Origin of the sequence: Dyadobacter sp. 22481, from assembly GCF_052044875.1 — a bacterium.
Classification (GTDB): Bacteria; Bacteroidota; Bacteroidia; order Cytophagales; family Spirosomataceae; genus Dyadobacter; species Dyadobacter endophyticus.
This window is the reverse complement of sequence record NZ_JBQENV010000001.1, coordinates 1,642,292-1,667,446: the sequence shown is the minus strand read 5'-3', so window position 1 is coordinate 1,667,446 and position 25,155 is coordinate 1,642,292. Positions and strand designations below refer to the sequence as shown.

General features: G+C 46.0%; 27 protein-coding genes and 1 pseudogene. 15 read left to right on the top strand and 13 right to left on the bottom strand.

What is annotated here, in order from left to right:
• Positions 1-15 precede the first annotated feature (15 nt).
• The 3 genes from ACTJJJ_RS06480 to ACTJJJ_RS06470 form a co-directional block, all read right to left on the bottom strand.
• Positions 16-981, bottom strand: a complete 966-nt coding sequence (locus tag ACTJJJ_RS06480; protein ID WP_229221450.1) for a nucleotide-diphospho-sugar transferase — start codon at positions 979-981, stop codon at positions 16-18.
• A gap of 44 nt (positions 982-1,025) precedes the next feature.
• Positions 1,026-1,685: an FkbM family methyltransferase gene (locus ACTJJJ_RS06475; protein ID WP_188929479.1), complete on the bottom strand. Its 660-nt coding sequence runs from the start codon at positions 1,683-1,685 to the stop codon at positions 1,026-1,028.
• 302 nt (positions 1,686-1,987) lie between these two features.
• Positions 1,988-3,307 (bottom strand): flippase, encoded by a 1,320-nt coding sequence (locus ACTJJJ_RS06470; protein WP_440701678.1) that lies wholly within the window; start codon positions 3,305-3,307, stop codon positions 1,988-1,990.
• A 318-nt stretch (positions 3,308-3,625) separates the two neighbouring features.
• Here ACTJJJ_RS06470 and ACTJJJ_RS06465 point away from each other — a divergent pair, with 318 nt between their 5' ends.
• Together ACTJJJ_RS06465 and ACTJJJ_RS06460 are read left to right on the top strand one after the other, a co-directional pair.
• Positions 3,626-4,669 carry a methyltransferase gene (locus ACTJJJ_RS06465; protein WP_426294377.1) on the top strand — a complete coding sequence of 348 codons (1,044 nt, stop codon included), beginning with the start codon at positions 3,626-3,628 and terminating at the stop codon, positions 4,667-4,669.
• A gap of 46 nt (positions 4,670-4,715) precedes the next feature.
• The gene (locus ACTJJJ_RS06460) at positions 4,716-5,723 is read left to right on the top strand and encodes a hypothetical protein (protein ID WP_188929485.1); all 1,008 of its coding nucleotides are present in this window, start codon (positions 4,716-4,718) and stop codon (positions 5,721-5,723) included.
• Between the two features lie 41 nt (positions 5,724-5,764).
• Here ACTJJJ_RS06460 and ACTJJJ_RS06455 read toward each other — a convergent pair whose 3' ends face one another.
• The 3 genes from ACTJJJ_RS06455 to ACTJJJ_RS06445 all read right to left on the bottom strand — a co-directional run bounded on the left by ACTJJJ_RS06455 (position 5,765) and on the right by ACTJJJ_RS06445 (position 8,434).
• Positions 5,765-6,826 (bottom strand): carboxymuconolactone decarboxylase family protein, encoded by a 1,062-nt coding sequence (locus tag ACTJJJ_RS06455; protein WP_426294378.1) that lies wholly within the window; start codon positions 6,824-6,826, stop codon positions 5,765-5,767.
• A 219-nt stretch (positions 6,827-7,045) separates the two neighbouring features.
• On the bottom strand, positions 7,046-7,588 hold the full coding sequence (locus ACTJJJ_RS06450) for a dihydrofolate reductase family protein (protein WP_426294379.1): 543 nt from the start codon (positions 7,586-7,588) through the stop codon (positions 7,046-7,048).
• A 63-nt stretch (positions 7,589-7,651) separates the two neighbouring features.
• On the bottom strand, positions 7,652-8,434 hold the full coding sequence (locus ACTJJJ_RS06445) for an AraC family transcriptional regulator (protein WP_426294380.1): 783 nt from the start codon (positions 8,432-8,434) through the stop codon (positions 7,652-7,654).
• A gap of 202 nt (positions 8,435-8,636) precedes the next feature.
• On the opposite strand from ACTJJJ_RS06445, the gene ACTJJJ_RS06440 reads away from it, so the two are divergent.
• Positions 8,637-9,188 (top strand): alpha/beta hydrolase, encoded by a 552-nt coding sequence (locus tag ACTJJJ_RS06440; protein ID WP_426294381.1) that lies wholly within the window; start codon positions 8,637-8,639, stop codon positions 9,186-9,188.
• Positions 9,189-9,212: 24 nt separating this feature from the next.
• On the opposite strand, the pseudogene ACTJJJ_RS06435 reads toward ACTJJJ_RS06440, so the two are convergent.
• Both ACTJJJ_RS06435 and ACTJJJ_RS06430 read right to left on the bottom strand, forming a co-directional pair.
• A pseudogene (locus tag ACTJJJ_RS06435) lies at positions 9,213-9,578 on the bottom strand (helix-turn-helix domain-containing protein); the annotation flags it as partial.
• Positions 9,579-9,742: 164 nt separating this feature from the next.
• A complete protein-coding gene (locus tag ACTJJJ_RS06430) occupies positions 9,743-10,147 on the bottom strand; it encodes a winged helix-turn-helix transcriptional regulator (protein WP_426294382.1) in 405 nt (134 codons plus the stop codon).
• Positions 10,148-10,206: 59 nt separating this feature from the next.
• On the opposite strand from ACTJJJ_RS06430, the gene ACTJJJ_RS06425 reads away from it, so the two are divergent.
• Entirely contained in the window at positions 10,207-10,368 is a 162-nt protein-coding gene (locus ACTJJJ_RS06425) for a hypothetical protein (RefSeq protein ID WP_426294383.1), read from the top strand.
• A complete protein-coding gene (locus ACTJJJ_RS06420; protein ID WP_440701677.1) occupies positions 10,365-10,802 on the top strand; it encodes a nuclear transport factor 2 family protein in 438 nt (145 codons plus the stop codon). The genes ACTJJJ_RS06425 and ACTJJJ_RS06420 overlap by 4 nt, the downstream gene beginning before the upstream one ends.
• A 60-nt stretch (positions 10,803-10,862) precedes the next feature.
• On the opposite strand, the gene ACTJJJ_RS06415 is transcribed toward ACTJJJ_RS06420, so the two are convergent.
• Entirely contained in the window at positions 10,863-12,446 is a 1,584-nt protein-coding gene (locus ACTJJJ_RS06415; RefSeq protein WP_426294385.1) for a Na+/H+ antiporter, read from the bottom strand.
• Positions 12,447-12,625: 179 nt separating this feature from the next.
• On the opposite strand from ACTJJJ_RS06415, the gene ACTJJJ_RS06410 reads away from it, so the two are divergent.
• From ACTJJJ_RS06410 to ACTJJJ_RS06385, 6 genes are all read left to right on the top strand, one after another.
• A complete protein-coding gene (locus ACTJJJ_RS06410; protein ID WP_188929501.1) occupies positions 12,626-13,336 on the top strand; it encodes an ATP-binding protein in 711 nt (236 codons plus the stop codon).
• Positions 13,337-13,413: 77 nt separating this feature from the next.
• Positions 13,414-13,974, top strand: coding sequence for a helix-turn-helix domain-containing protein (locus tag ACTJJJ_RS06405; protein ID WP_188929503.1), 561 nt, complete (start codon positions 13,414-13,416; stop codon positions 13,972-13,974).
• 156 nt (positions 13,975-14,130) lie between these two features.
• Entirely contained in the window at positions 14,131-14,706 is a 576-nt protein-coding gene (locus tag ACTJJJ_RS06400; RefSeq protein ID WP_426294386.1) for a porin family protein, read from the top strand.
• A 73-nt stretch (positions 14,707-14,779) separates the two neighbouring features.
• Positions 14,780-15,124: a cupin domain-containing protein gene (locus tag ACTJJJ_RS06395; RefSeq protein WP_188929507.1), complete on the top strand. Its 345-nt coding sequence runs from the start codon at positions 14,780-14,782 to the stop codon at positions 15,122-15,124.
• A 226-nt stretch (positions 15,125-15,350) separates the two neighbouring features.
• Entirely contained in the window at positions 15,351-16,028 is a 678-nt protein-coding gene (locus ACTJJJ_RS06390) for a BON domain-containing protein (protein ID WP_426294387.1), read from the top strand.
• A 47-nt stretch (positions 16,029-16,075) separates the two neighbouring features.
• Positions 16,076-16,543, top strand: coding sequence for a hypothetical protein (locus ACTJJJ_RS06385; protein WP_426294388.1), 468 nt, complete (start codon positions 16,076-16,078; stop codon positions 16,541-16,543).
• Between the two features lie 281 nt (positions 16,544-16,824).
• Here the strand turns inward: ACTJJJ_RS06385 and ACTJJJ_RS06380 are convergent, their stop codons facing one another.
• The 3 genes from ACTJJJ_RS06380 to ACTJJJ_RS06370 form a co-directional block, all read right to left on the bottom strand.
• On the bottom strand, positions 16,825-17,637 hold the full coding sequence (locus ACTJJJ_RS06380; protein ID WP_426294389.1) for a chemotaxis protein CheB: 813 nt from the start codon (positions 17,635-17,637) through the stop codon (positions 16,825-16,827).
• Between the two features lie 42 nt (positions 17,638-17,679).
• Positions 17,680-18,549, bottom strand: a complete 870-nt coding sequence (locus tag ACTJJJ_RS06375) for a transglutaminase family protein (protein WP_426294390.1) — start codon at positions 18,547-18,549, stop codon at positions 17,680-17,682.
• Between the two features lie 107 nt (positions 18,550-18,656).
• Complete coding sequence (locus tag ACTJJJ_RS06370; protein ID WP_426294391.1) at positions 18,657-19,766, bottom strand: fatty acid desaturase family protein; 1,110 nt, start codon at positions 19,764-19,766, stop codon at positions 18,657-18,659.
• Between the two features lie 224 nt (positions 19,767-19,990).
• Between ACTJJJ_RS06370 and ACTJJJ_RS06365 the strand changes: the two genes are divergently transcribed.
• The 3 genes from ACTJJJ_RS06365 to ACTJJJ_RS06355 all read left to right on the top strand — a co-directional run bounded on the left by ACTJJJ_RS06365 (position 19,991) and on the right by ACTJJJ_RS06355 (position 21,436).
• On the top strand, positions 19,991-20,647 hold the full coding sequence (locus ACTJJJ_RS06365; protein WP_426294392.1) for a LuxR C-terminal-related transcriptional regulator: 657 nt from the start codon (positions 19,991-19,993) through the stop codon (positions 20,645-20,647).
• A gap of 5 nt (positions 20,648-20,652) precedes the next feature.
• A complete protein-coding gene (locus tag ACTJJJ_RS06360) occupies positions 20,653-20,874 on the top strand; it encodes a hypothetical protein (protein ID WP_426294393.1) in 222 nt (73 codons plus the stop codon).
• Positions 20,875-21,232: 358 nt separating this feature from the next.
• Positions 21,233-21,436 (top strand): hypothetical protein, encoded by a 204-nt coding sequence (locus ACTJJJ_RS06355; RefSeq protein WP_188932353.1) that lies wholly within the window; start codon positions 21,233-21,235, stop codon positions 21,434-21,436.
• Between the two features lie 326 nt (positions 21,437-21,762).
• Here ACTJJJ_RS06355 and ACTJJJ_RS06350 read toward each other — a convergent pair whose 3' ends face one another.
• Positions 21,763-21,849: a hypothetical protein gene (locus ACTJJJ_RS06350; RefSeq protein ID WP_188932178.1), complete on the bottom strand. Its 87-nt coding sequence runs from the start codon at positions 21,847-21,849 to the stop codon at positions 21,763-21,765.
• A 344-nt stretch (positions 21,850-22,193) separates the two neighbouring features.
• Here ACTJJJ_RS06350 and ACTJJJ_RS06345 point away from each other — a divergent pair, with 344 nt between their 5' ends.
• A complete protein-coding gene (locus tag ACTJJJ_RS06345) occupies positions 22,194-25,148 on the top strand; it encodes a TonB-dependent receptor (protein WP_440701676.1) in 2,955 nt (984 codons plus the stop codon).
• Positions 25,149-25,155: the final 7 nt, after the last annotated feature.

Below are 25,155 nucleotides of genomic sequence, written 5' to 3'. Positions count from 1 at the left end.
TGGAAAACAGGCCGGCTAGGGGATAAGGTTCTTGAGTTTCTGTATTCCAGCTTTTCGGACACCTAAGGCACGCAGTCCAAGTTTGATTGCGTGCTTCACTTTGGATTTTAGAATTGTAAGCGTATCCTCTTCTTCCAATTTTAGTATACAATAATCCGCATCTAAAATTGGGACAAAGAACTTGGGGTGCACAATATCAGTGAAGGTTTCCAACGGGATGTTGGCGAACTTGTTATTTTTATCCCTCGTGTGCGTTGCGCGCGGGTCAAAACCAATGTTGCTGATCAAATTGACATTCGGGCATATACAAAGGCTGTTATTCCAGAAATTCATGAACAGGTACTGGAAATCCCAGGTATTGATGCCCCCGGTCTCGACCAAAGTCAAGACTTTGGTTAGGCGATCGGTGATCTTTTTTTTGGAATAAATATATTTGAAGAGGTCTTGCTGCACAAAACTGTCCTTCATAGTAAGATTTTCATCGTAATTTTTCCAGACCCGCCGCCAGGAAGCCCAGCCCCATATGTGCGTATACTTGGAAAAGTAGTAAGTGGCATCGCCGAACTTGTCGTTGAGTGTCATTCGTGTTCCTGCGATATGGGCTACGCGGGTGTCATCTCTGTATTTTTCAAGCAGTGTATCACAGAATCTGAAAAAGTCTTCACCGGGCAAACAGTCGTCTTCCAGGACGATTCCTTCGGGTTCATTTTCGAAAAACCACTTAATGGCCCCGCTCATCCCCAACTTGCAACCCAAATTCTCGGACCGATATAAATATTGTACTTCACAATCCCAATCCACATTGATCACTCCTCTGGTTTCCCGGCACAGGGCGTCTTCTCCCTCGCGGTCGGCTCTTGGCCCGTCCGCAGCTATATAAAGTTTGCTTGGCTTAAATTCTCTTATCTTCTCAAATACAAGCTGGGTTGTGTCGGGCCGATTAAAAATGGTAAACAAAACGGGGGAGATAGTCTTGTACATGGCTGATAATTCATCAGTTAATATTTAATGGCGCCCGGGAGCGGTCATCTGCCGCATTTAAAAATCAGGCTTGTCAGGGTTTTTCCCACAAGTTTGTAGTCATGCGCGAAGAGCAACGCACAAACAGCCGAACTTTTTAAGTTGTTGTAATCCAGATCCAGATCTTCGGCGACAATCATAGTTGGCCGAAATCTTTCCCAGTTGTTACTTTCCAATACCTCAGTGTCCAGCCCCTCAACATCAACAGTCAAAAAGTCAATGGTCTTACCCGCAGGAAGATGTGCTTCCAAAACCTGTTCCAAGCGACGCACAGGTATGTTCTTTTCACCAATAATCTTATAGGCTGTCTGCTGATCACGTTCTTGGGAGAGAACCTTGGAGAAGCTGTTTAAGGCTGGTTCATCGAACATGTAGTAGGTTAGGGAGTCTTCCTGGCCGGCGATACCCATTTCAAGGTTGATGTCGCCCGGGCGTAGCCGGTCAAACAACTTCTTCGTTCCGGGCATTGGGTCGATGTTGATCCCGCGCCAACCTCTACGGTAGAATAAATAAGTATTCGAGAATCTGAATGGATGGTGGGCACCAACATCCACAAATAGACCTTGGGAAACACTTTGCAGGTATGACATCAGTATGATGTCTTCCCCGTGCTGCGCATAAGAACTCCTTTTTGAAAAAAAAGGAAGGTAATCACGGAAGGACATAAACGCTTTTAGGTTGCTTATCGAAAATAGTCAACAAATTGGTAATTTTTGAGCCGATGGTTGGTCCGGTTGTATAAACGGCACACGCCTTTAAAATCGATTAACCAGGCTTGTAAAGGTATTCTTTTGTCCTGAAATAACAAATACAGGGCAAACCATCTTTCCGAGTGCCGATCGCCGACAATGCCACTGTATACATTCGGTCTCCTGCCGGAACCAGGACGCAGGCGGCCATAGTTTGGGCTGTATAAAGAAATGAGAAAAGCGAAGATCGATTGCTAACCGGCATTAAGTGTAGGCGTTTATCGCTGCCATTTAAAAGCCAGTATCATCTTGATAGATCTGACTTGATGCATAAACAGTTTTCTTGTTGCCGGGAACAAGAAATTCGAGAAAATGGCCGAAACGTAATAAGAAACCAGTGTAGCAGTAGCTGCACCAAGCGCACCCATTTTAGGGATTAGGAGAAGGTTTAATAAGACATTCAACAGTAAACCAATGCCAGTTTTGTAGACATTGTATTGCTGAAGATTTTCGATTACTAAATACTGCCCTGCCGCCACGCCAAGAAACATTGGCACAAGGGCCCAGATGTGAACAATCAAAATTGCAGATGCGCCGCTATATTGTGAACCATATAATATTTCGACGATTTGTGACGAGAAGAAGCTTACCGAAACTGCAATCAATATCGATAGCCTGGCCATCCACACGAAGAAATGGTGGATCTTCTCGATAAAGATTACATCTGACGCCTCCTTTTTTACCTTTACAAGGGTTGACAGGTAACTTCCAGAAACGGCAATTGGAATAAAAACGAAAATGTCTGTTACCTTAACCGCAGAACTAAAAAGGCCTAGCTCAACTTTACCCGCAAGGCTGCCAATCATCAATTGATCGACCCTCATGTAAAGTATAACGGCAATATTGGAGATCATGAATGGCCATCCTGCCCTGAGAAGCTCACCAGCCCTGCTTTTACTGAATGACCATCTGAGGATGCTTTGTTTTCGCTGATAATTGAAAACCAGGAACAAGTATGAGAATACAGTTTCGATACCAACCGCTGCTGCGAACCACAAAAGCGACTTTTGTGAATAAAGAAAATACACCTTTATCGCAGCCCCGACAAAATATCCCAGGTTTTTCGAAACAACTGTCAATTTGCTTTGTAGACGGGACTGAAAGTCCAGGTCGATGACATCCAATGGCGCTATCAGAAAACTTGGCGACAGCAAGGCTAAAATATAGTAGGAGTTGACAGGAGAGTCAAGAAGATAAAGATAGAGTGCAGCCGCAATTAGCCCCAGCGGTATCAGGATCAAACGAGTGATGAATGCCGTCCCAAGAATTTCATTCCGCTTATCGGGACTGGAGACTATTTCTTTCACCAGAAATCCGTCCATGCCTAAATTTGCGATAGCAACGAGGATACTGATAATTGCCAGCGAATAATTTAGCTCCCCCCATTGAGACGGTCCCAAATACCTGGCTACCCAAATTCCAACGACCATCCCAATCAGTAACCGACTTGCTTTGTCGAACGAAAGCCATAAAATATTGAGCAGAACCGGACTGTGCATTCTTGCTCGGATTTTATCTACGTATACTGTGAACGGCATTGAGCGGAATGATTTGATAACCCGGGAAAGGCGGAATAATGGTAAATGACAAGGTCAAATATAGATAAACAATGCAGAGTCTGCCAAATCCTGCTTTTGAAATCAGTTGGGCACACATTAATCCGGTTGGTCGTTTTAGGAAGAATTTGACCATTCTCCGGGCGGATTCCGGCCACTGGGACAATAGTCCACCTTTTTGAGCGTATAGTCCACCTGCATCCCGGAGGCCGTCGATACGTTTGTAACGTGGTTTTTACGCCATGCCATTCCCTTTTTCACACTGGCTGATTTGCATAACCTAAATATCTCCCGATAACAATGACAACGAATCACGCTACACAACCTTCCCCCGAAAGCATCCTGCAAATGGGCACGGGCTTTTGGGCATCAAAAGTACTGCTGGTCGCCGTCGAGTTCGATCTGTTTACCCTTCTGGCAGAGCGCAGCCCGCTGACCGCCGGCCAGTTGAAACAAAAGCTGAATCTGCACTGCAGCGATCGGAATATGTACGACTTTTTAGATGCACTCGCCGGGTTTGGCTTTTTAAGCCGCCAGGGTATCCTCGAAACCGCTACCTATGCCAACACTACGGATACCGACCTGTTTCTGGACCTGAAAAAGCCGACCTACGTGGGGGGAATGCTCAAAATGCTTAACGATCGTCTGTATGGCTTCTGGGGAACGTTGGAAGAAGGGTTGAGAACCGGGAAGCCACAAAATGAAGCCAGGCATGGGGGGAATCTGTTTGACAATATATATCAATCACCCGAGCAGCTGGAAAACTTTGTGAATGCAATGAGCAGTATCCAGGTAGGGGCATTTATGGCCTTTGCTGAAAAGTTCGATTTTTCAAAATACAAAACGCTGACCGATGCTGGTGGTTGTAGTGGCTTGCTCTCTATACTGGTTGCCAGACACCAGCCACACATGTCCTGCGTAAACATGGACCTCCCGGGCGTGACCGCCATTGCGGAGAAAACAATCTTGAAAGCGGGTTTAAGCGATCGGGTCAAGGCGGTATCGGGCGACTTTTTCAACGATGCTTTTCCTGCCGCTGATATGGTGGTCATGGGCAACATCCTTCATGACTGGGATGAGGAGCAAAAAATCGGCCTGATGAGGAGCGCGTACGCTGCTCTGCCCGAAGGAGGAGTTTTTGTAGCCATTGAAAATGTCATCGACGAGGACAGAAAGGCCAATGTATTCGGGCTATTGATGAGTTTAAATATGCTGATCGAAACGGGCACCGGATTCGATTATACCATGGCCGACTTCGACCGGTGGGCCCGGCAAGTGGGATTCGGTTCCACATCACTGCTCCACCTGGTCGGCCCGACCAGCGCAGCCATCGCCATGAAGTAAGTTTTGCCAGTTAAAATATTTTATCCACCTACTTAACACTTCAATTATGGCAGATTATCCAGACTGGATGAAGTCGGTTGCTTCAAAGCTGACAAACCTCCCATTAAACCGTATTCCACTTCCCGGCAGCCACGACGCAGGGTCTTATGGTGGTATAACCACGAGGAGCATGACGCAGGGATTGTCGATAGCCGACCAGCTCAAAGCAGGAGTGCGGTATTTTGATTTTCGTTTCAGGATTGACAATGGAGAGTTTTTCTCTCATCACGGCTCAGATGAATCAAGGGATAATCCATATTGTCATTATAAATGGAACGAAGAATATGAGAAGAAGAGAAACTCGATTTTTTATCAGGTCAAAGCATTTTGCAACTTGCACCCGAGCGAGATTGTGATTTTAAATCTTTACGACTTTTCCTCGGTCTGGGGACAGAGTTTTAACTATAAAGATGGTCAGTCGCTGATACATTGCATTAACGATTGCTTTGGATCATTGTTGATTCCACGAAGCGCATCCATTCCCACTTATGGTTCATGTATTTCTAATAAGCAACAAGTTCTTGTAGTAAATAACGACAAGGGTGACAATGCGCCTGATATCGATGTGACAGATGGAAACCCTGCCGCAGTTGATGGGGATGAAATTCCGGATGCAACGAATGCGGAAAGAAAAAATATCTGGAAAATGTCTGAAAGTTTAAAGGAACGTTTTTCAAATCTGGGTTATGCAACCTGGACCTGGAAAGAGATGGTGGATGGAACTATCGAGGATCAGTATAAATATCTGTTGAAGACGACACCTGATGGCAGGGACTTATCGCGGTTCTGGATTAGCCAGTCGATACTGGGGTATAATAATATGAATTTAGTTGATGACCACAGCCAGAACTTTGCCGGTTCGAATTTAATTAACCCCCTCATCATCGAAGAATACAAAAAATGGTGGAATGGCGAGGGCGGAGCGCAACAACCCAATATTTTGTTACTGGACTTCTCCGGCATACATGGTGATTTCGTCCCGGTATGTCAGGGATTGTTAAATGGTAGCTTTTAATTCAGGGGCAGGCGGGAAGCGCTACGCCTGGGTTGGCTACCTTATTCGCCCAGTTTTTTAAAAATTACAGGCATCATCTGCTCGTCAATGGCATCCATATCCACCAGCTTTAAGGATTTGACCATTTTCAGCGTGCTGGTTTTGTAATGCAGGAAATGGGGCGTCTGTAAATGCGACCGGTATGCAGCCTGGTTGGCGTAGATCTCCAATATTCTGATCTGAGTCGGGGTTTCCTTCTGATACATAGGGTAAATGGCAATGACACCTGGCTCGATTGCTATGGATTCGGACGATTCCTTTTCCAGGATGGTTTTATACGCTTCCAGATGCTCGGGGAGAATTTCGATCTCGGAAATCCTGACCATCATATCGGGCTGGGTAACCGGTGATACCGGTTGGTTCAGGAGCTTCCTCAAAGTATTGGCCTGCGCCCTTCCGGCGTTTTTTTCGATCACGTCTGCAAGTTCGGCTAGTTGGCGGTCCGTAATGCCTGTATTCTTGCCCATCCCGATGTGTGCCTGCAACTGCGGCTCCACGCCGGGCATGGCGGCCAAAGCGGAAATGGTTATAAATTCACGCTGGCGATGATTCAAAACATCGCGGCTGAATATATCGGCAAACAAATGCTCTTTCAAAAAAGTATCGATCACCGGGGCAAAAGCATTGGCCCCGGTTTTGGGTCCAATTTCTTCTTTGCCGGTCAATTGCTGTAACGTTCGCTTTCCGGTTTCGAATTTATCCGCTGTGGCCGTTACCGGGCTAGCGTCTTTTCCCTCCACATCATTAATTCCCCTGGTTTTGCGTTCGTCGAGAACGGCCATTAGTGCATGGATGGCATTCAGGCTCCGGGGGAAACCGCAATATGCATAAAGCTGCACTTGCGCTTCCTTGATTTCGTTGACGGTCAGTCCTGCGTCCAACCCCGCGTTCAGGGCGCTTTTGAGTTGCTGCATGTTGCCCGTAGCGGTCAGGGCCGCAATCGCTGCCATGGTGTGCTGGTGTGCATTCAACGCGGCAGTACCGCTGGTTTTGTCCTGTGCGTTCATTGTACTGGCCATAACGGTGAAAGCAAAAAGTAGCATCCAAAGTTTATTTTTGCTCATTGTTGTGCTGATTTACTGTTTGTTAGCTTCTATTTGTGCTCAAAACCCAAATTTCTGATTAACCCGGTATCTTCAAATCATCTGCAAATTTAGCCGCTACGCTCTTCCCGCATTTATACAGAATACGGAAGTATTTACCACTTTTACTGATTCGGCGGATGCGGAGATTGTCATGCTGGTGTCCCGGGTCCGGCGTGTACGCATCACACCGGACTTCTATCATTTACTGTCTTTGTCAACACTGTAACGGAGCGACAATAGGCCTGTCGGATAGGACTTGCTATCTATCAGTGTAAGGTGAGTACGGCTGCCCGACTGACCGAACAATGGCTTGCCACTGCCAAGCAATATAGGATGTACCGATAGCCATAACTCGTCGACAAGACCCTCGTTCATCATAGCCTCGGCAAGGGAAGCTCCGCCGTATAACCAAATGTCTTTACCAGGTTGCTCCTTGATTTTACGCGCTTCATCCATAGCGTCCTCTGCGATGAGGATTGCCCCGTTTTTCGCCGATTTTAAAGTTTTAGAAAAAACATATTCTGTCAGTTGAGGCATGCCCGGAATTACTTCTCCGTCGTTGCTTTCTGCAAATTGTTGTGCGATCTCATAACTTTTTCGCCCAATAAAGATGGCATCTATTCCCGTGAAGAACTCGTTCAAGCCATAATCCTGGTCGGTAAAGCACCAGTCAAATTCCCCATTTGGCCCCTCAATGTATCCATCTAATGTGATTGCCAGTCCTAAAATCAATTTTCGCATATCGTGATCGTTTTTCAGCAAAACTACATTCCTCCGACTTATCGGAATTGTACGAAATGGACATCAAAACAAAATGTGGCTTGCAGCTACGACCTCGCCGGGGGAATGGCCTGTGTAAACCTTGTAGTCGCGTATAAAATGTGCCTGATCGTAGTACCCGCTTAGGTGTGCGATTTCTGTAAGCGACATATCCGGATAATTTGCCAGATATTGAAGTGAAGAATTGAACCTGCAAACACCCAGGTATTCTTTGGGAGATAAGCCAATACTCTGGTGAAATCTTCTCGACAGCTGACGTTGGCTAAGGCCTGTTTCTTCGGCTAGTTTGCGAACAGCTATTGAGCCCCGGGTAAGCTGTGCCTTGCCGAGGCAATAAGCCACCTGCATATCCTGTTTTTCCAATGTCAATTGCCGGAGCAAAAAGTCTTGCACGACGGCGCTGCGTCCTTCATCGTTGGGAATGCCCGCTAGTTTATCCTCTAATTCGGAAGTGGCGCCATTCCAAACGTCGAAGAAATTGATAGTGGTATCCTTAAATAAGTGCATCGGCATACGAAAGAATAGATATGCCATTCCGGGGTGAAAGCAGACGGCCAGACAGCCAGATCCTTTACGCATTTGAACGTCCACGGGGCGACTCAGTCGAAAACAAACAATACTGCGCTTATAAAGCTCCTGATCTATGACCGCAATTGGGGTACTGGTATAGTTAAGAAATAATTCCACACAGGTATCCGGCAACACCCGGACTTGACTCCAGTCTGCGCCTCCCTCGCACTCCATGGAACATATTGATTTTACGTAGTTTCGTAACTGTGGCAGAATAATATACGATCGAACGTGCATACGGCAAAAATATAAAATATAAGTGGTGTCTTTGTCGCAGATGCCCCTCTTAAATGGCCGGGTTTGCCTACACCGGAGGTTACAGGGTTTTCTATTTTTGAGATATGCTTCCGGCGTGCCAATATCAATCCGCTTGCGCACGCCTGCTGGTTATCGCCTAAAAATATGCAACTCAAATAATCTGTATCAAATTCAAAGTCTCATGGCAAAGCAAATCATATTCTTTCACGGCGGCGGTTCAAAAGGGGATTTTGAAGCCGACAAAAAACTGGTGGAGTCCTTGGAAGCTCACCTAGGACAGTCTTACGATATTCAATACCCATTTTTGCCGGACGAAGGCACTCCGGACCTTGGAAGACGGCGGCAAATTAGTCAAGCCATATCCGAGAGTGGCGACGGCGTAATTTTAGTTGGCCATTCGTTCGGTGCTTCGATGTTACTGGCCTGCCTTTCTGAATTTGAAATAGAGCAAAGAATTGCGGGAGTATTCCTGATTGCGACACCTTTCTGGCAAGGTAGCCAGGACTGGGTGGAAGCATTCAAATTGCGCCCGGATTTCGCAGAGAAGATCGGCAGCAAGACGCCTCTGTTTCTTTACCATTGTCTTGATGACGAGGATGTACCGGTTGAGCAATTGGAGATTTACAAACAACATCTTCCCTGGGCTACTTTCCGCGAAGTTCCGACCGGCGGACATCAGTTTAATGATGATCGGAGTGTTGTAGCAGCTGACATTATCCGGCTTTTTCAATAGCAGTAAAAGCCAAGTACAGAGAAGATGTTGTTTGAAGAGCCGGCTGAAATGTTGGGGATATTTAAAGCCCAGCTCGAATGCGATTTCGTTAACCGTCTTTTCGCTATTGAATATGCGCTCCTTGGCAGCTTCAATAACCTTCATCTGAATGTATTCCTGAGCGGTTTGGCCGGTCTCTTTCTTGACCAGGTCACCGAAGTATTTGGGCGACAAATTAAGCTCGCCGGCGCATTACGCCACTGCCGGTAATCCGATGGTCTGCGGTTTATCGGATTTGAAATAGTTGCTCAAAAGATTTTCGAATCTGGCCAGGACCCCCTTGTGTACCGTGTCGCGGGTGATGAACTGACGGTCGTAAAACCGGATGCAATAGTCGAGGAACAATTCGATATATTGGCTGGACTTCTTCCTCGGGCTTGTGAATATTTTTAATTAGTTCGAAATTACCCATTTACCCTTCGTCCGAAAAATCGGAATGGCCAAATATGAAACGATTCGTTGCGCTCACGCCGTACAACCCGTCGCAGTGCTGCAAAGTGCATCAAATTTCACAATTAGTACCCGGTTGTTGAAGTATTGCCCGCAGAAAACTCTCTTTTAATTTTCTCCCTGTGCTGCTTACCCCAGTCGACCAGGTGCTCAACAACCTTTTCGAGCGTCTGACTATAAGGGGTGAGCTCGTATTCTATCAGCACCGGGTAGCCAACGGAAACCTTTTTTACAAGCAGTCCATTGGATTCCAATTCTTTCAATTCACTCGACAGAACCCGTCCTGATATCCCTGCAATTTGCCGTTGCAGCTCACTGAACCTCTTGTTTCCTCTTGCGATGGAAATGATGATCCGCAATTTCCATTTGCCGCCAATGGCATACATCGCGTCCCCTACGGCGTTTAAAACAACGTTGCATTCTTCGCTGAATGCCTTGTCGGTTGTCTGACCGGTATTTTCCTTTTTCATAGTTAGTACGATTTGTTTACTTGCTAACCTATTAGTAACAAGTAATAAAATGTAAGCAAATGTACTCTATTTTTGCTATCAACAAAGACGAACACAGCGGTATGAGAAAAACAGATTTGGCATTCGGGCAAGCAAGTATTCGGATTGAAACCAGCAGAAGCAGGCAAGATTTAAGTATTATTCAACAACTATTTTCAACTACTAAAAACAAACAATCATGACTCAGGACATTTTTAGTACCCAGGACGAATTAAGGGATTTAGTAGACGCCTACGCTTACTTAGGTGATGAGAAAAAGATCTCCGAACAGATGCGTTTATTTACCGAGGATGCTGTTTATCAGGCTTATATGGGTGATTTTTTGGTCGCAAATGTCAGCGGGACGGCTAATCTGGAAAAGGAATTCAATGGGCACGCGGCCTTGGTGAAAACCTATTTCACGATGAACGGACAGCATACCGTGCATGTTGGGGAGGATACCGCGAGTGGTATTTCTTTTTCTCAGATCAAGATGATCAGAGAGCCGGAGGGCAAAAGAAATATTACAGATTATAGTGTCAGATACGAGGACCAATATGTTCGCCAAAATGGGAAATGGTTCATAAAGGAACGTATTGGCTACTTTGTCATAATTGAAGAAAGGTTACTGGCATAAGTGCAGCCGGAAGAGGCAACAGCAATGCTGTCGAGTTAGGAGTTTCCGAGCTTCCAGAAACTACTTTTTAAGCCTGGATTCTTCCAGGTCTAAATTATGTTCCATATCTCGTATCACATCTTCATCGTATTTGTTTTCATCACCGATAGTATGCAGGCTGGCTCTCTGCAATGCAACGAGTTCAATCATGATTTTCTTTTTTAGCTCTTTGGCCGGGTCGTGGTCATCCTGCGCGGGATCTGCAAAGGCGATTGTTCTTTGAAGTTGCTCCATAATGCGTTTGACCGATCCGTAGTTCCGGATTTCGGAATGGTAATGTTGTTTCATGTAGTCGGCAGACCGCCTCGCCAGGTGCAACCGTATCATTTCCATCTGTTGGTCAACGGACAAGTCCTCCTCGGCTTCGGGTACCCGGAAAAGCCGCAGGACCATTGGTAAGGTTAATCCCTGGAAAACGAGTGTGACCAGTATTACGATGAAGGTAATGAACAATATCAGGTTACGATGCGGAAAAGCGCTGCCCTGCTGCGTATTCAGCGGGATTGTCAGCGCTGCCGCAAGTGACACCACCCCGCGCATGCCAGCCCAACCCATCACAAAAGTGAGTCTCCATCCCGGGCTGCTTTCTCTATCCCTTATATTCCGGCTCAGCATGCGCGGGAGGAAGGTTGCCAGGTATACCAGAATAATCCTAATCACAATGGCGGTAAGGCTAATAAGAAGTCCATAACCAATCGCTTCCCTCAATGAATAAGTGTCCAGACCGTCCACGATCGCCGGCAGCGCCAGGCCGATCAGAATAAACACAAAAGCATTAAGCAGAAAAACCAGCATGAGCCAGATTTCCCGGTTTTGGAGCCTTGTCTGATAGTTTAGGAAATCCTTTGCGTGGAAAGACAGGTAGAGGCCGCCGCTTACCACGGCCAGTACACCCGACCAATGAAACTTTTCGGCAATGACGTACATCAGATAGGGGGCCATCAGGATAATCGGTGAGGTAATGCGCGATGATCTTGCCCAATAGCGAAGTACCAAATATATCAGGTGACCAACAACAAGGCCAACGGCCGTTCCCATAAATGCCAGCACTGCAAAATCGACGACCGCCTCTTTGGGCGTGAAATGGCCTGTCAAAACCGCAATAGTAGCAAAGCGGAAGACTGTTAATGATGCGGCGTCATTGACCAGGCTTTCGCCTTCCAGAATTGTAATTCCGCGCCGGGGCATCTTGAGGCCTTTTAGAACGGAGCTGGTTGCAACCGCATCAGGTGGCGAAATGATACCGCCGAGCAAATAGCCCAGGGCCAGTGTAAAACCGGGAATGATGGCCACCGATAAGTAGGCAATAACCAGGGATGTTGAAAAAACAAGTCCGAAACCCATCGAGAAAATTGACTCTTTTCGCGCCCAGAAATCCTTCCACGACGTCGTCCATGCCGCTTCAAAAAGCAGCGGCGGCAGAAATATCAGGAAAATAATATCCGGGTCTAAACTGATGTTAGGGACAGCTGGAATCAGGGAAATGACCAACCCTCCCAGTACCAGCAGGATGGGGTAAGAAACTTTCAATCGTTCGCTCCAAAGATATAGTAAGGCTATAAAGAAGAATAGGATCAGTACGAGTAGCAGATTTTGATGGACCATCTTTAAAGGTACACATACATATCAACAGGCTCATTGCAGGTAAATCAGAAAAGCGGAAAACCGTCAGGAAATCATGGACGAGAGCGGCACCTGTGATATATGTAAATGTAAAAACGGCATATGTAACGTCTTACGACGCAGTTGTGTGAGCTTTGTAGCTAAATATTAAGCTCTCTGTCATGAACAATCCCGAAACTTTACCGGATGGCGATGTAATTTCTGACTTCGCCCTTACGCTGGTTCATGAAATTCGCAATCCATTGACCAACATTGATTTGTCACTGCAGGTGCTCTCTCAGGAAATAACCGATGAGAGTCTTCGGGTATATCTTGACATTATCAAAAGAAGCTCGGACCGTATCGGGAAAATATTGAAGAATCTTCTCAGTCATCAGAAACTAAATGAAAACTCCGGTGCCGACCATTCCTTACATACCATACTGGACGAGGTGATCTTGCTGGCCACTGACCGCATTGTGCTTAAAAAGGTCAAGGTTACCAGGGATTATGATTCGAAGGACTGTGTGGTGGCGATTAACGCGCAAAAAATAAAAATCGCCCTGACAAATATCGTGGTCAATGCCATTGAAGCCATGGATCCACGGCAAGGCGAGTTGAAGCTGGTTACCAGGTCGACAGACGCCACGCACCTGATCCGCATTGAAGACAATGGATGCGGGATCAATGACGCGGGGATGAAAAATCTGTTTAAAAGAGGTTTCTCGGATAAACCGGGTGGTATCGGAATCGGCCTGTTCTCGACCTTAAAAATTTTGAAATCCAGTAATGTGGGGATAGATGTGCAGTCCCAGGCAGGCTCCGGAACATGCTTTATCCTGACTTTCAACAAAAGCACAACGCCCGACAAGTTGATCCCAATGTCGCTGTAAATCCCACAAAATCAGCTATATTGTAAGAAATCGGCTTTGGATTTTATGGCCGGTACAATTAATGAGCTTGTTCTATCATGATATTGTATATCAAATACATGGTCAGCCTGCGGTGCAAAATGATGGTGCAGCAAGAACTGAAAAACCTCGGCTTACATTACGTGGTTGTGGAACTGGGTAGTGTCGAGATTCTTGAAGACATTTCTATCGAGCAGCGTGAAGCGCTTAAAAGGAATTTGCTCAAATCCGGCCTCGAACTACTGGACGACAAAAGGAGCATTTTGATTGAGAAGATCAAAAATGTCATCGTGGAGATGGTACATTACCAGGATGAACTTCCCAAAACCAATTATTCGGATTACATCGCAGAAAAACTGGGGTATGACTATACCTACCTTTCCAACATGTTTTCAGAGGTGAAGGGAATCAATATCCAGCAATTTATCATCCATCACAAGATAGAAAAAGTTAAAGAGCTGTTGCTTTATGAGGACTTGAACCTCACAGAGATCTCTTACAAAATGCATTACAGTAGCGTAGCGCACCTGTCCAATCAGTTTAAAAAGGTCACAGGCCTTTCTCCCACCTATTATAAAAAACTTCGGAAAAAGCGCGACAGTAACCTGGAAAATATATGAGGTCGGTTGCTCTTCCTTGAAAACGTATTGATTTTCTGTTCGTGATAATCAGTGATCAATGTAACTATTCAGTCCGGTTGTGTAACAATTACGACCCCACCGGTGCCGACCTTTGCATAGGTTGATTCAAACATAAAAACCCTACGGGGCCGAGCAATGGAAAAGTTATCAATAACATTTATACTGTGCGCAATGACGATCACGTCGTTCGCACAAACTTTCGGTTTCGGGCCAAAGGCTGGCGTGAACCTCAGTAACTATCAGGGTGGTAACATCCAGACCGAAGCGAAGCTCGGATATCATTTTGGCGGTATGCTTAATTTTGGGTTTGGAAATGTCTTTTCTATCCAACCTGAGGTGCTTTTCTCCACCCTGGGCGCTAAGGTCGAGAGTGGCGGGAGCAAAACGGACTTCAAGATCAATTATCTGACGGTCCCGGTCATGCTGAAATTCAGAACCAGAAGTGGTTTTTACCTGGAGGCAGGGCCTCAGGCAGGCTTCCGGTTATCTGAAAGTGTTCCAGACCAGACCATAGATCATTTCGCTAAAAATCTGGATATATCTTTGGGCGCGGGTTTGGGCTATCAGTCCAATATCGGGCTTGGGATCGGGTTCCGATACGTAGCAGGTCTATCAAAAGTGGGTGACTTCTCTTCACAGGAAATCAATCCTGACTTCAAAAACAGCGTTATCCAGGGCAGCTTATTCTGGCTGATTCCTATTGTCAAATAATAGCATGTTTATGCATATGCGTTAAGGAAACGTAAAATAGCTTCACGCATGAAATCAGGAAAACACAGCGGATATGAATAAGGACAATGAGGAGATACAAAAAGCGAAAGCCCATATTATCGTGGAGATCATCGAGTACGTACCCAATGCAGTTCTGAGCAGGACTATCATCAAAAAAACGACAGGTAATGTCACAGTTTCGGCTTTTGATGCCGGAGAGGAAATTGCCGAGAAATCTTCCGCCTTTGATACCTATATTCAAATTATCGATGGTTCGGCCGAAATTGTCATCGATGGCAAAAAGCACCAACTTGGGCTAGGTCAAGGAATTATCATTCCCGCGCATCAGAGGAATTCCTTTTGCGCCAAAGAGCCTTTCAAAATGATTTCGACAGTTATAAAAAGCGGGTACGAATGATCGGGCCTTGCCAAACAAACTGACCAATAAAGCCGAAAAAGTATCACTTGGGTTCATGCTGATCGGGACAGCAGGTCTTGGGGGAGTGTGGGTGACAGCTACTTTCACATATCGTATATATATACGCGTTAGAGCGGCGGGGCCCGTTACCGGCAAAGCAATGAGTTGAGGCAGGCCGTAAAAATCGGGCCTGGTAAAGATTCAAAATTACACTTAATCGAATAAAATGAAAACTAATGATGATTTGCAACGGGACGTTCACGATGCAATAAAATGGGAACCACTATTGCGGGAAGCAGAGATAGGCGTCACTGCCAAAGACGGTGTGATAACCCTTTCAGGCACTGTGGATAGCTATGGCAAAAAATCAGAGGCGGAAGAGGTGGCCAGGCGCGTGCAGGGCGTTAAAGTGGTGACCGAGCTGATAAATATTAAACCGCGTGATGAAACGATTGTCCGCGATGATGCTGAGCTGGGCAATGAAATATTGAATGCCTGTCAATCGACTCTGGAAATACCATCGGATCGCATCACAGTGAAGGTGGAAAATGGCTGGATAACCCTGTATGGTGATCTGCGATGGAGCTATCAGCGTGATGCGGCGGAACGGCTGATCCGGGAACTTTCGGGAGTAAAGGGCATATCCAATAACATCACCATTAAATCTGAGCCGTCGCCTGATATGGACAAGACGGCCATCGAAGGCGCCTTTGCACGCGACAGCGCCATAACAGAAGAAGATATTCACGTTAGAGTCGTTAAAAATAAGGCCATTCTGACAGGTACGGTCAATTCCTGCTATGAAAAAGATGAGGCTGCGCGGCAGGCCTGGAAATCGCCCGGGGTCGAGATAGTTTATAATGAGTTAATAGTAGAACATTATCCCGTTACTGTGGATAGATAATAGTCTGTTCTTAGCGGGAAAACATCCATTTCAAACGAGATAAAATCATGAAAATCAACAAAATAATAGCTTCTCTGAGCTTAATCCTGCTCGCTTTTCCCTTAACCGCCCAAGTCGTCTCAAAAGATTCTCTTTCAAACCTGAAAGAACAGAGGCAAATGCTGGAAATAGGCAAAAGGTTAAACGAAAACAAGATAGAGCTGGCCAAGCTTGAAAACGAGCGGGACGGAAAAGTAGCGGCGGTATCGCAAACATCCGAGAACGCACAGAAATCGGCAGACGCTAATAAGCAGGCCGCAGACAGACTCGGGGAACAATCCCAGGACCGCAAGCTCGCCCGCAGGGCCAACAACAGCGCTGGTTCAGCCAGGTCGGATGCTAAGAAAGCCCGCAAGGCCGGTTACAGTCTGGAAAAACTCGACAAGGATATTAACTCACTGAAAGCGAGCATCCAAGATGATGAACAGAAACTGGTCGATATGCAGCCCTCTATACACCCGGAACCGATGTATTGACATTAGAATATTGTACGACTTTATCGAACCAATAACATGAACGAACCCATATCAGATAGCAAATATTTTGACGGACAATTTGTCTATGCAAAGGTGAATCCCGGGCAAAAGCTGATTATCAGACGCTATTATAAGAGAATTTATTATTGCCGGGCGGTAGATGGTTCAGAAAAGGAATATGCCTTTTTTGAAAAGGAAATTTCACCCGATTCTTAAAAGAATGAACTTTTGAGCGGCCATAATACGCGCTGGATTATTTCATGCATGTTCGTGAATTTCGATCAACGTTTGTTTCCATTGACCAAGGAAGTAGTTCCGCCTGCAAGAAATTCTCTGGATAGCGCGTGCATCTCCGTCGAGGTGACTTTAAGAAAAGACAGGTAGTCTGCAAGTGAATAGAAGTTTTGATCCAAAGCCCTTTTTCGAGTTTTATGTGACAAGGTGTCAAATCTGTAACCCGAAAAATCAAATGCAGTGTTTTCTCGTATCACATCGAAAATCATCTCCATAGTTACTTTTTCGTTTTGATCCAATAGAATTTTGCGGTTCTGTATCACATAATCTTCTATGATTTGTGGCATCAAACCGGGTTCTGCAATGAAATCAACACAATCGGCAGTGGGGGCCGGGTGAATAGTTTCTTGCTTTCGTGCAATTACAATTCCCCCAGCTTTCCGGATCGCCCTTATTCCGTCAAGACCATCTTCTCCAATTTCAAAAAGAACAACCCCGATCGCTTTTTCGCCCTGATCAGCCGCAAGGGAGCAAAAAAAATTGTCGGTGTTTTGATGCAGCCCAAGGTCTTGGGCTTTTTCGGTGATCCATAACCTTCCCTTCCGGATAGTCATGGATCTGTCATCGGGAATAATGTAGACATGGTCTGTTTCCACGAGCACCCCATTTTGTGCCTCATGAATAGCCAGATGCAAATGTTTGGCGAGTATTTCGGCCAATCTTGTCCGGAAATCGGACGGCAATTGCTGAATAATGACATAGGCGACGCCAGCGAGCGGCTTCTCAACAAAGAAAGATGCAATTTCGTCGATGCTGGTTTCGGAAGCGCCGATTGAGATGATATGGTGGTGCGCGTTCATATGGCAGTAGTAGGGGCTAATCTTCTGATTCGTTTGGCGTAGTTAATCCACAGAATTTATTCTGCCATCAGCCCGCCACACTTTGGTTTCGTAGCAGATGGTAGCAACACAAGGGCTGGTTGTCCCTGTGACGGGCGCAGCATCTTGCGGACGGGGCGTTGCCGCCAGCGGGATATGGCCTTCACTGGTAAATAACCCTGAGGTGGTGTCCAGTCCTATCCAGCCGGCGCCGGGGATGAACACTTCTGCCCACGCGTGCAAATCCACGGAAACCGGAAGGCCATTTTCATTGGATTGTACCAGGTATCCGGAAACAAAACGGCTGGCCAATCCCAGGTGCCGCGTTACCTGCACCAGCAGCCAGGCGGAGTCCCGGCAAGATCCGCTACCGTATTCCAGTGTCTGTTCAGATGTCCAAACGCCTTGCTGTTCCCTTTTCAGATAGGTAATGCGGGTGTAGATCCTGTTATTGAGTAAGACAAGGAATCCAAGAATGTCACTGGCGGATAAATCCAGTTGCGCGATAAATCCCGTAAGGGTAGGTCCCTGGTCTGTAACTTCCAGGTAGGAGAGAAGGTCTTGTTGAAGTGTGGACGGATATTTGAATGGGAAGCTCTGCGCGTAGTCGTCAATGCGGACGTTAAATGGGTCATAGGGAGTCAGTAGCGCATTTATTCGGACTGTCAAAGCCATCGACTCCATGGGACCGTCAAAATCCACCCGTGCTATAAAGTTTCCGAACACATCCTGTTGCCAATGGGTGACGTTGTTATCCGGTTGGATCTGTAGTGAATAAGATTCGATTTTCGCTGAGGAATGGGCCGTCGGCTTAAGTCTTAATTGATGAGGCGAGAGAAAAACGCTTCTGTCGTAGGTGTATACAGTTTTATGGAGTATGCTTATTGATGTCATAGCAACCTATTAGTGAAGATCAGGAGTAGAGTGACTGCTGCGGCCCGCAGGTATTTCGCCTTAACAGAAATTGTTAGAAGGACGAGAACAAGAAGAGTGCATTGAAGTTAAACAATTCCTTCGTTAAAACGGGGCATTCCGAACTTTTTCAGGACAGCGATGTGGGACATGAACGCCTTCATAAAGGTCTTATGCTCCATGTAGTTCAGTCCGAATTCCTTGGCCGTTTTTTTGACGATAGGCGCGATCCCCGGGTAATGGATGTGGCATATTTTAGGAAAAAGATGATGCTCGATCTGAAAGTTCAAACCGCCTATATACCAGCTCAGCCATTTGTTTCGCGGTGAGAAATTGACAGTAGTCTCCATTTGGTGCACTGCCCAGTCTTTTTCTATAATGCCCTCCGGGTTGGGCAATGGATACTGGGTTCCTTCCACCGAGTGGGCCAGCTGAAAGATTACCGTCAGCATCAGGCCGGCAAAGAAATGCATGAGCAAAAAGCCGGCCAGGATAAAACCGAATGGAATGTTAAATGCGAGCGTGGGCAGAGCGAAGAATATGCCGAAGTAAACCAGCTTCATCACGATCATCCCGGCAAGCATTTGCCGGTTTTGGCGTTTTGTCTGACGGTTCAGCCCTGATTTAATGAAATGAACATACTGAATAAAATCTTTCAGCAACACCCAGTACAAGGTCAGAATCCCGTAAAAAAAGAATGCGTACACCCATTGGAACCGGTGAAAGGACTTTACCGTTTCGTGTGGCGATAACTTGATCACCCCCCGGTCCTTAATATCCTCGTCCAGATTGGCCACATTCGTGTAGGTATGGTGCAGCACATTGTGTTGCCATTTCCAATTGGATACTCCCGCGCCTGCGAGGCAAATCGTAAATCCCAGCCATTTATTTACCGCCGGATTTTTAGAAAATGCACCGTGGTTGGCGTCATGCATCACGCTCATACCAATTCCCGAAATTGCGCCACCCATCAGAAGCCAGAGGAGCATACTGATCCAAAAATCAGGTGCCAGCAACATTATTGCAACGAAAGGCAGCACATAGGAAGCCAATAAAATGATGGTTTTCAAAGCCATCCTCTTGTTGGCATACCTGGATTTATGATTTTCTGTGAAATATTGCTCAACCCTCTTTTTAAGTGTGGGGAAGAAAAGGGTTTTGTCGATAGCGACAAACTTGATTTTTGTGTCTGCATTCATGGCCTTCCAGTTAAGTCCTTGTAGTAAAATGACTTTGGAAGATACAGGGATGCTAAATCTGCTCTGGCATAGGCCGTTTAATATAAAACGTTGAAAATCAATATTTATTGTAGAAAATAATCAAAGAAATTGGAGACCGTCATCAACGCTTTTCGAGATTTATTAATCGTTTTTATGTGTTGGTGAAAAGGTGATTGCTATGCTAATTGCAGCTACCTTTATCTATGAATATCCACCTGGCTCTTCGCCGTCCGACGTTTGCAATTTTTGATACCCACCCGGTAATGCGCATGGGCCTGGCGATTCTTCTCAGGGAAAATTTTGAGGAAGCAGAGATTGTAGAATCAAAGGATATGCGGGATTACAATCAGCAAGCAGGGCGACCGGAGCCTGATCTGGTTATTTACGTGTTGCATGCCGATTTTGAAGAGGAGGGGTACCCATCAATTTCAGAAATCAGACAGAAGTATTCCGGTTCGCGCGTGATCGTGTATGGGCCTGAAATGCAACCGGAGGTAATCATCGATTACTTTAAGAAGGGGGTTAACGGTTACCTGTCCAAATATGCGGATATATCGGAAATGTTAGTTTGTATTAGGTCCGTCATGAGCGGGAAGCGATATCTGGGCGCTGAGCATATGGCGTTTATATTCGAATACCTGGTTGCGAGCCATACCCCGCAAAAAAGTTGGGACCTGCTGACTCGAAGGCAGAAGGAAGTTGCCGATTACCTGGTTCAAGGAATGTCGACATCGTCCATCGCTGAGAAAACAGGCCTGCATCTTTCTACGATCAGCACATTCAAAGCCGCCATTTTTGCGAAACTGGGTATCGACAATGTTCTGGCTCTTAAAGAGATTCTGGTAATGAACGAAAACTAAACAGCATGAAACTATCCCAGCAAATTGCCAATAAGGTTTATCCGATCATGGAAGGAAACAGGCATCTTAGTTCAGAGAGGCTTAATCTCGCATTGGTGCAGGAATTAGAAGCATTGACTGCCAAGCCAATTGATCTTCTGACGAAATTATTGGAATGCAGTGTGCCCAACAGTGGCAATAAGCACATTTTTGATGAAGTGAGGCGTTACCTCGATAGTCTGCGTTGAATAAGTTGTTGGAAAAATGTAAGAGAAATCTCGCCGCGAGACAGGCCAGCCAAGGCGATGCCGAAATGGAAGCCAGCTATGAGGGATCAAAAAATTCCAGTACGCGTGAAATATAATTTGCCGCTTATTTTTCGCCCTTAACCGGATATTCACGGGCTTCAGTCGCCTTAGTTATTGCTGAATAAAGTTTCGGATGCTTTTCCGTCAAGTTGCAAGGTGTTTGCCTTTTTCAGCCCATTTTTAACCTTCTCTTGCGTGATCGCCTCCCACAAAACGGAGGCGCGCGCGAGCAGGGGCACTTAAATTAATAGTCTACACGGAATATCAAGGGTTATGCCAAATAAGTCTATCTTAGCATATGAAAATCAAAATATTAGTAAAAACAGATCTCCCGCCGCCAAGCTCGACATTGAAATTCAGGATTAAAAATACAACCAACTGGCGCGTTGGCTTTACCGACGGCGAAACCGGCGATTTTGTTCAGGTAGTGGATGGAATCACTTACAGCTATTCCTGGAACCAGATCGATGAATATTATTTAACTGTGCCTGTGTTACCGTAGCAGTGTCCATCACTTGAAACCCATTCATTTGAGGCATCTCAATATCCAGAAAAACCAAGTCGGGCCGGTAGTCAAGTACAGTCTGTACACTATCACGGCTTTTGATGTAAGTCGCCACGACTTTCACCTGTGGACAGTGTTGCGAGAGTATCTACTACCCTAATCTGGGTTTGAATATTGTATAGTTAATTCATAATCGAAATACGCTCGGCTGTGATTCTCACGCCATAAGCAGGCGAACCAACCCGTTGCTAAAAAAGGGGATGAATGGTTAGTTGCAGGCTGCAAGCCTGACTCCACAGGCCATCGTGATTGCTGCGCCGAATTCACAGCGTGTAGCTCCCAGGGGGTCCATTGGTGAAATTCGCCAATGGATCGTTTCCCACGTTAACCCATTTGTCGTTGAATCCTATTAATTGGTAGGCCTATTGGTTTTGCTCTGGCTTAGACGCGCCCTGTCTCGTCGACGGCTTTGGACCGAAATGAAATTGGTTTTCCGCCATCCCCGTTTTAGCTTCCGGTGTGTGTGTAGTGAAAGCAATATATTCTGAAGAATATATATAAATTATATTGTATTATTCAATGTATCCGATATTATATATTGCATTATGTGATTTTTTCAATATTTTCAACTCATTAGCCGCATATTTAATACAATGACGTCATGCAGACCCGGCAGGGGGGCTGTTGCTATCAGACTATGTACATACAATCTGATCATTTAAAATGAATATCCAACTAAAATCACTCCATTACTATGAAGAGAAACTTACAAAAATGCAAATTCGTAGCCAAGCCTGCGATGCTCCTTCTGCTCATTTTTGGGTTACCGTTTACAATGCAGGCCCAGAGTAAAAAGATTACCGGTAAAGTGTTTTCCGCGTCCACTTCGGAGGTCTTTCCCGGTGTTAACATTATTTTGAAAGGAAATACAAACAAAGGTACTATTACGGATAATCAGGGTATGTTCTCGATCGATGCTGCGGCGGGTGATGTCCTGGTGTTCAGCTTTATAGGCTTTAAGACCAAGGAAGTTAAGATAGGTTCTGAAGCAACGTTAAGTATTCCGCTGGAAGATGGCGGCACGGAGTTAAATGAATTAATAGTGACTGGATCCAGAAACACCGGGCGAACCATTTTGGAAACGCCCGTCCCTGTGGATGTCATTTCCATCAAGGATATCATGGCAGACCTTCCTCAGATCGATCTGGCCCAAATGCTGGCTTTTGTTGCACCAAGTTTTAACGCGGTCAGATCCCAGGGCGGTGACCTTGATTCCCATGTAGATCCTGTTCAGCTCCGCAACATGGCCCCCAACCAGATACTGGTACTGGTGAATGGAAAACGAAGGCACACTTCTGCGCTGCTTATTACCGGAACGGCTGTCGGCAGCCCGTCCACGTCCGTTGATTTGATGACCATTCCGGCTTCCGCCATTGACCGGGTTGAAATTTTACGCGATGGCGCTGCTGCTCAATATGGTTCGGACGCAGTGGCCGGCGTAGTCAATATTATTCTCAAAAAAGGGACAGATAAGCTGACAGGCAGCTTTACCGGCGGAGGCTATGCCAATACCGGCGGTAAGGCAGGGGAACTGACAAAGGATGGTAAGCCAGACGGATTTAATTATCAGTTTGATGCCAATTACGGCTTCAAAATTGGTGATAAAGGTTACTTTAACCTGTCTGGGCAAATTACACAAAAACGCCCGACCCTAAGACCTTTTGTGAATGACTGGGGATTTTTTGATAATACCTACCTGAATAACCTGCGGACCGATAAAAACGGAAATCCGGTCATCACCAATCCTGAGCTCGTTGCTGCACAGACCTCGGGCAACACGGCGGCAATTGCTTCGCTGACCACAGAACCGGGATTAATGGCTGCACGGGGCCTGACCAAAGCTGATTTTGCGGTTTATGCGGGTATGCCCGCCATTACCCTCGGCAGTACTTTTTACAATGCAGGTTATCAATTGAATCCAAACACTACGCTGTACAGTTTTGGAGGGGCGTCTTACAAATACCTTAAGGGATTCTCATGCTATTTCCGCCGTCCCGCACAAACTGACCGTTTCAATTACCTGCTATATCCCAATGGCTTCCGTCCACAGATGACTTCCAATACTTCGGATCTTTCCAATACAACCGGTATTAAGAGTAAGTTGGGGGAATTCAATGTTGATTTTAGCAACACATTTGGCCGGAACCGGATGCGCATAGGAATGGTCAATACCATGAATGCTTCACTGGGTTCCAATTCACCGGTCAACATGTATTTGGGTACGCACCAGTTTACTCAAAATTCTACTAACCTTGATTTTTCGCGCTATTTCAAAGATGTGCTGCGCGGTCTGAACATTGCCTTTGGCGTTGAAATGCGTATAGAAAACTACAAAATCATGAAAGGTCAGGAAGAGGCTTATACCTATGGAGATGCAGGTGTGCTTACCGTAGGTAAAGCTGGTTTGCTTGTCGGACCCGATGGAAAACCTTTGGAAGATGCCAGCAGCACCCCGATCGTAGACGCAAATGGAAATCCGATCAGTGTTAGTGCGGGCCAGCAGGTTACTGTTAAATCCTTGTCTTCAAACTGCCAGTGTTTTGCCGGATTCGGCCCGAAAAACGAAAGGGATGAGTACCGCACCACCATGGCCGCTTACCTTGATGCCGAACTTGAAGTGACTAAAAACCTGCTGATCGCCGGAGCTTTTCGTGTGGAAAATTATTCAGATTTTGGTGGCGTTACGATTGGCAAATTGGCTGCGAGGTATTCCATTGCCAAAACGCTTTCATTGCGGGCTTCGATTGCTTCCGGATTTCGCGCGCCATCCCTTCAAGAGTTGAATTATACCCATACTGCTACGGCATTTGTGCCGGACGCAAACGGCATTCCGCAACCGCTTGATGTGACAACCTACCCAACCAACAGCACTGCTGCCAGGGTTTTAGGAATTCAGGGCCTTAAGCAGGAAAAATCGAGAACCTATGGTTTCGGCCTTACCTATCAGCCGGCCCATGGATTTGAAGTAACCTTAGACGCTTATCAGATTGATGTAGATAACCGGATTTTCAGGACCAGCTACTTCAATGCTTCCGAGGTAGGCAATAATTATGACGAGGTCATCGGTGGGGGAGAAGCCCAGTTTTTTGTGAATGGTGCAGACGTACGTTCCAAGGGAATTGAAGCAGTCGGAAACTATACCCTGACCCTGGCCCGTGGTAAAAGCTTCATTTTTAGCCTTGCAGCTATTTTTAGCAAAAACACCATCCTGAACAGAAAAGTACTTGATCTGAATGTTGCTAACCTTACCGAAGACCAAATCGTGTCCAAATACCTGGACCGGGCCACCATTGGTCAGTTCGAAACCGGAACACCAAGAAAAAAACTAATCGGCTCGGTTACCTATCGCGTCAATAAATTTCATGCTATGGTGAGAGGAACATACTTTGGAACGGTTACCTCCCGGTCAACTACCTCCGATGCCGAAGGTAACTTTTATGATCAGAAGTTTTCTGCGCAATCTATTTTCGATGCCAGTGTTGGCTACGATCTGACCAAGAATCTGAAATTGTCCATCGGCGGCAGTAACGTTTTTAACAAATACCCTGATATTTTACGCCCTGAAAATCAAGGTTTTTACCTCTACGACAACAATCAGCAAGGTTCCAACGGATCTTACTACTACGGCCGTGTTTCTTTCAACTTTTAATGATCAT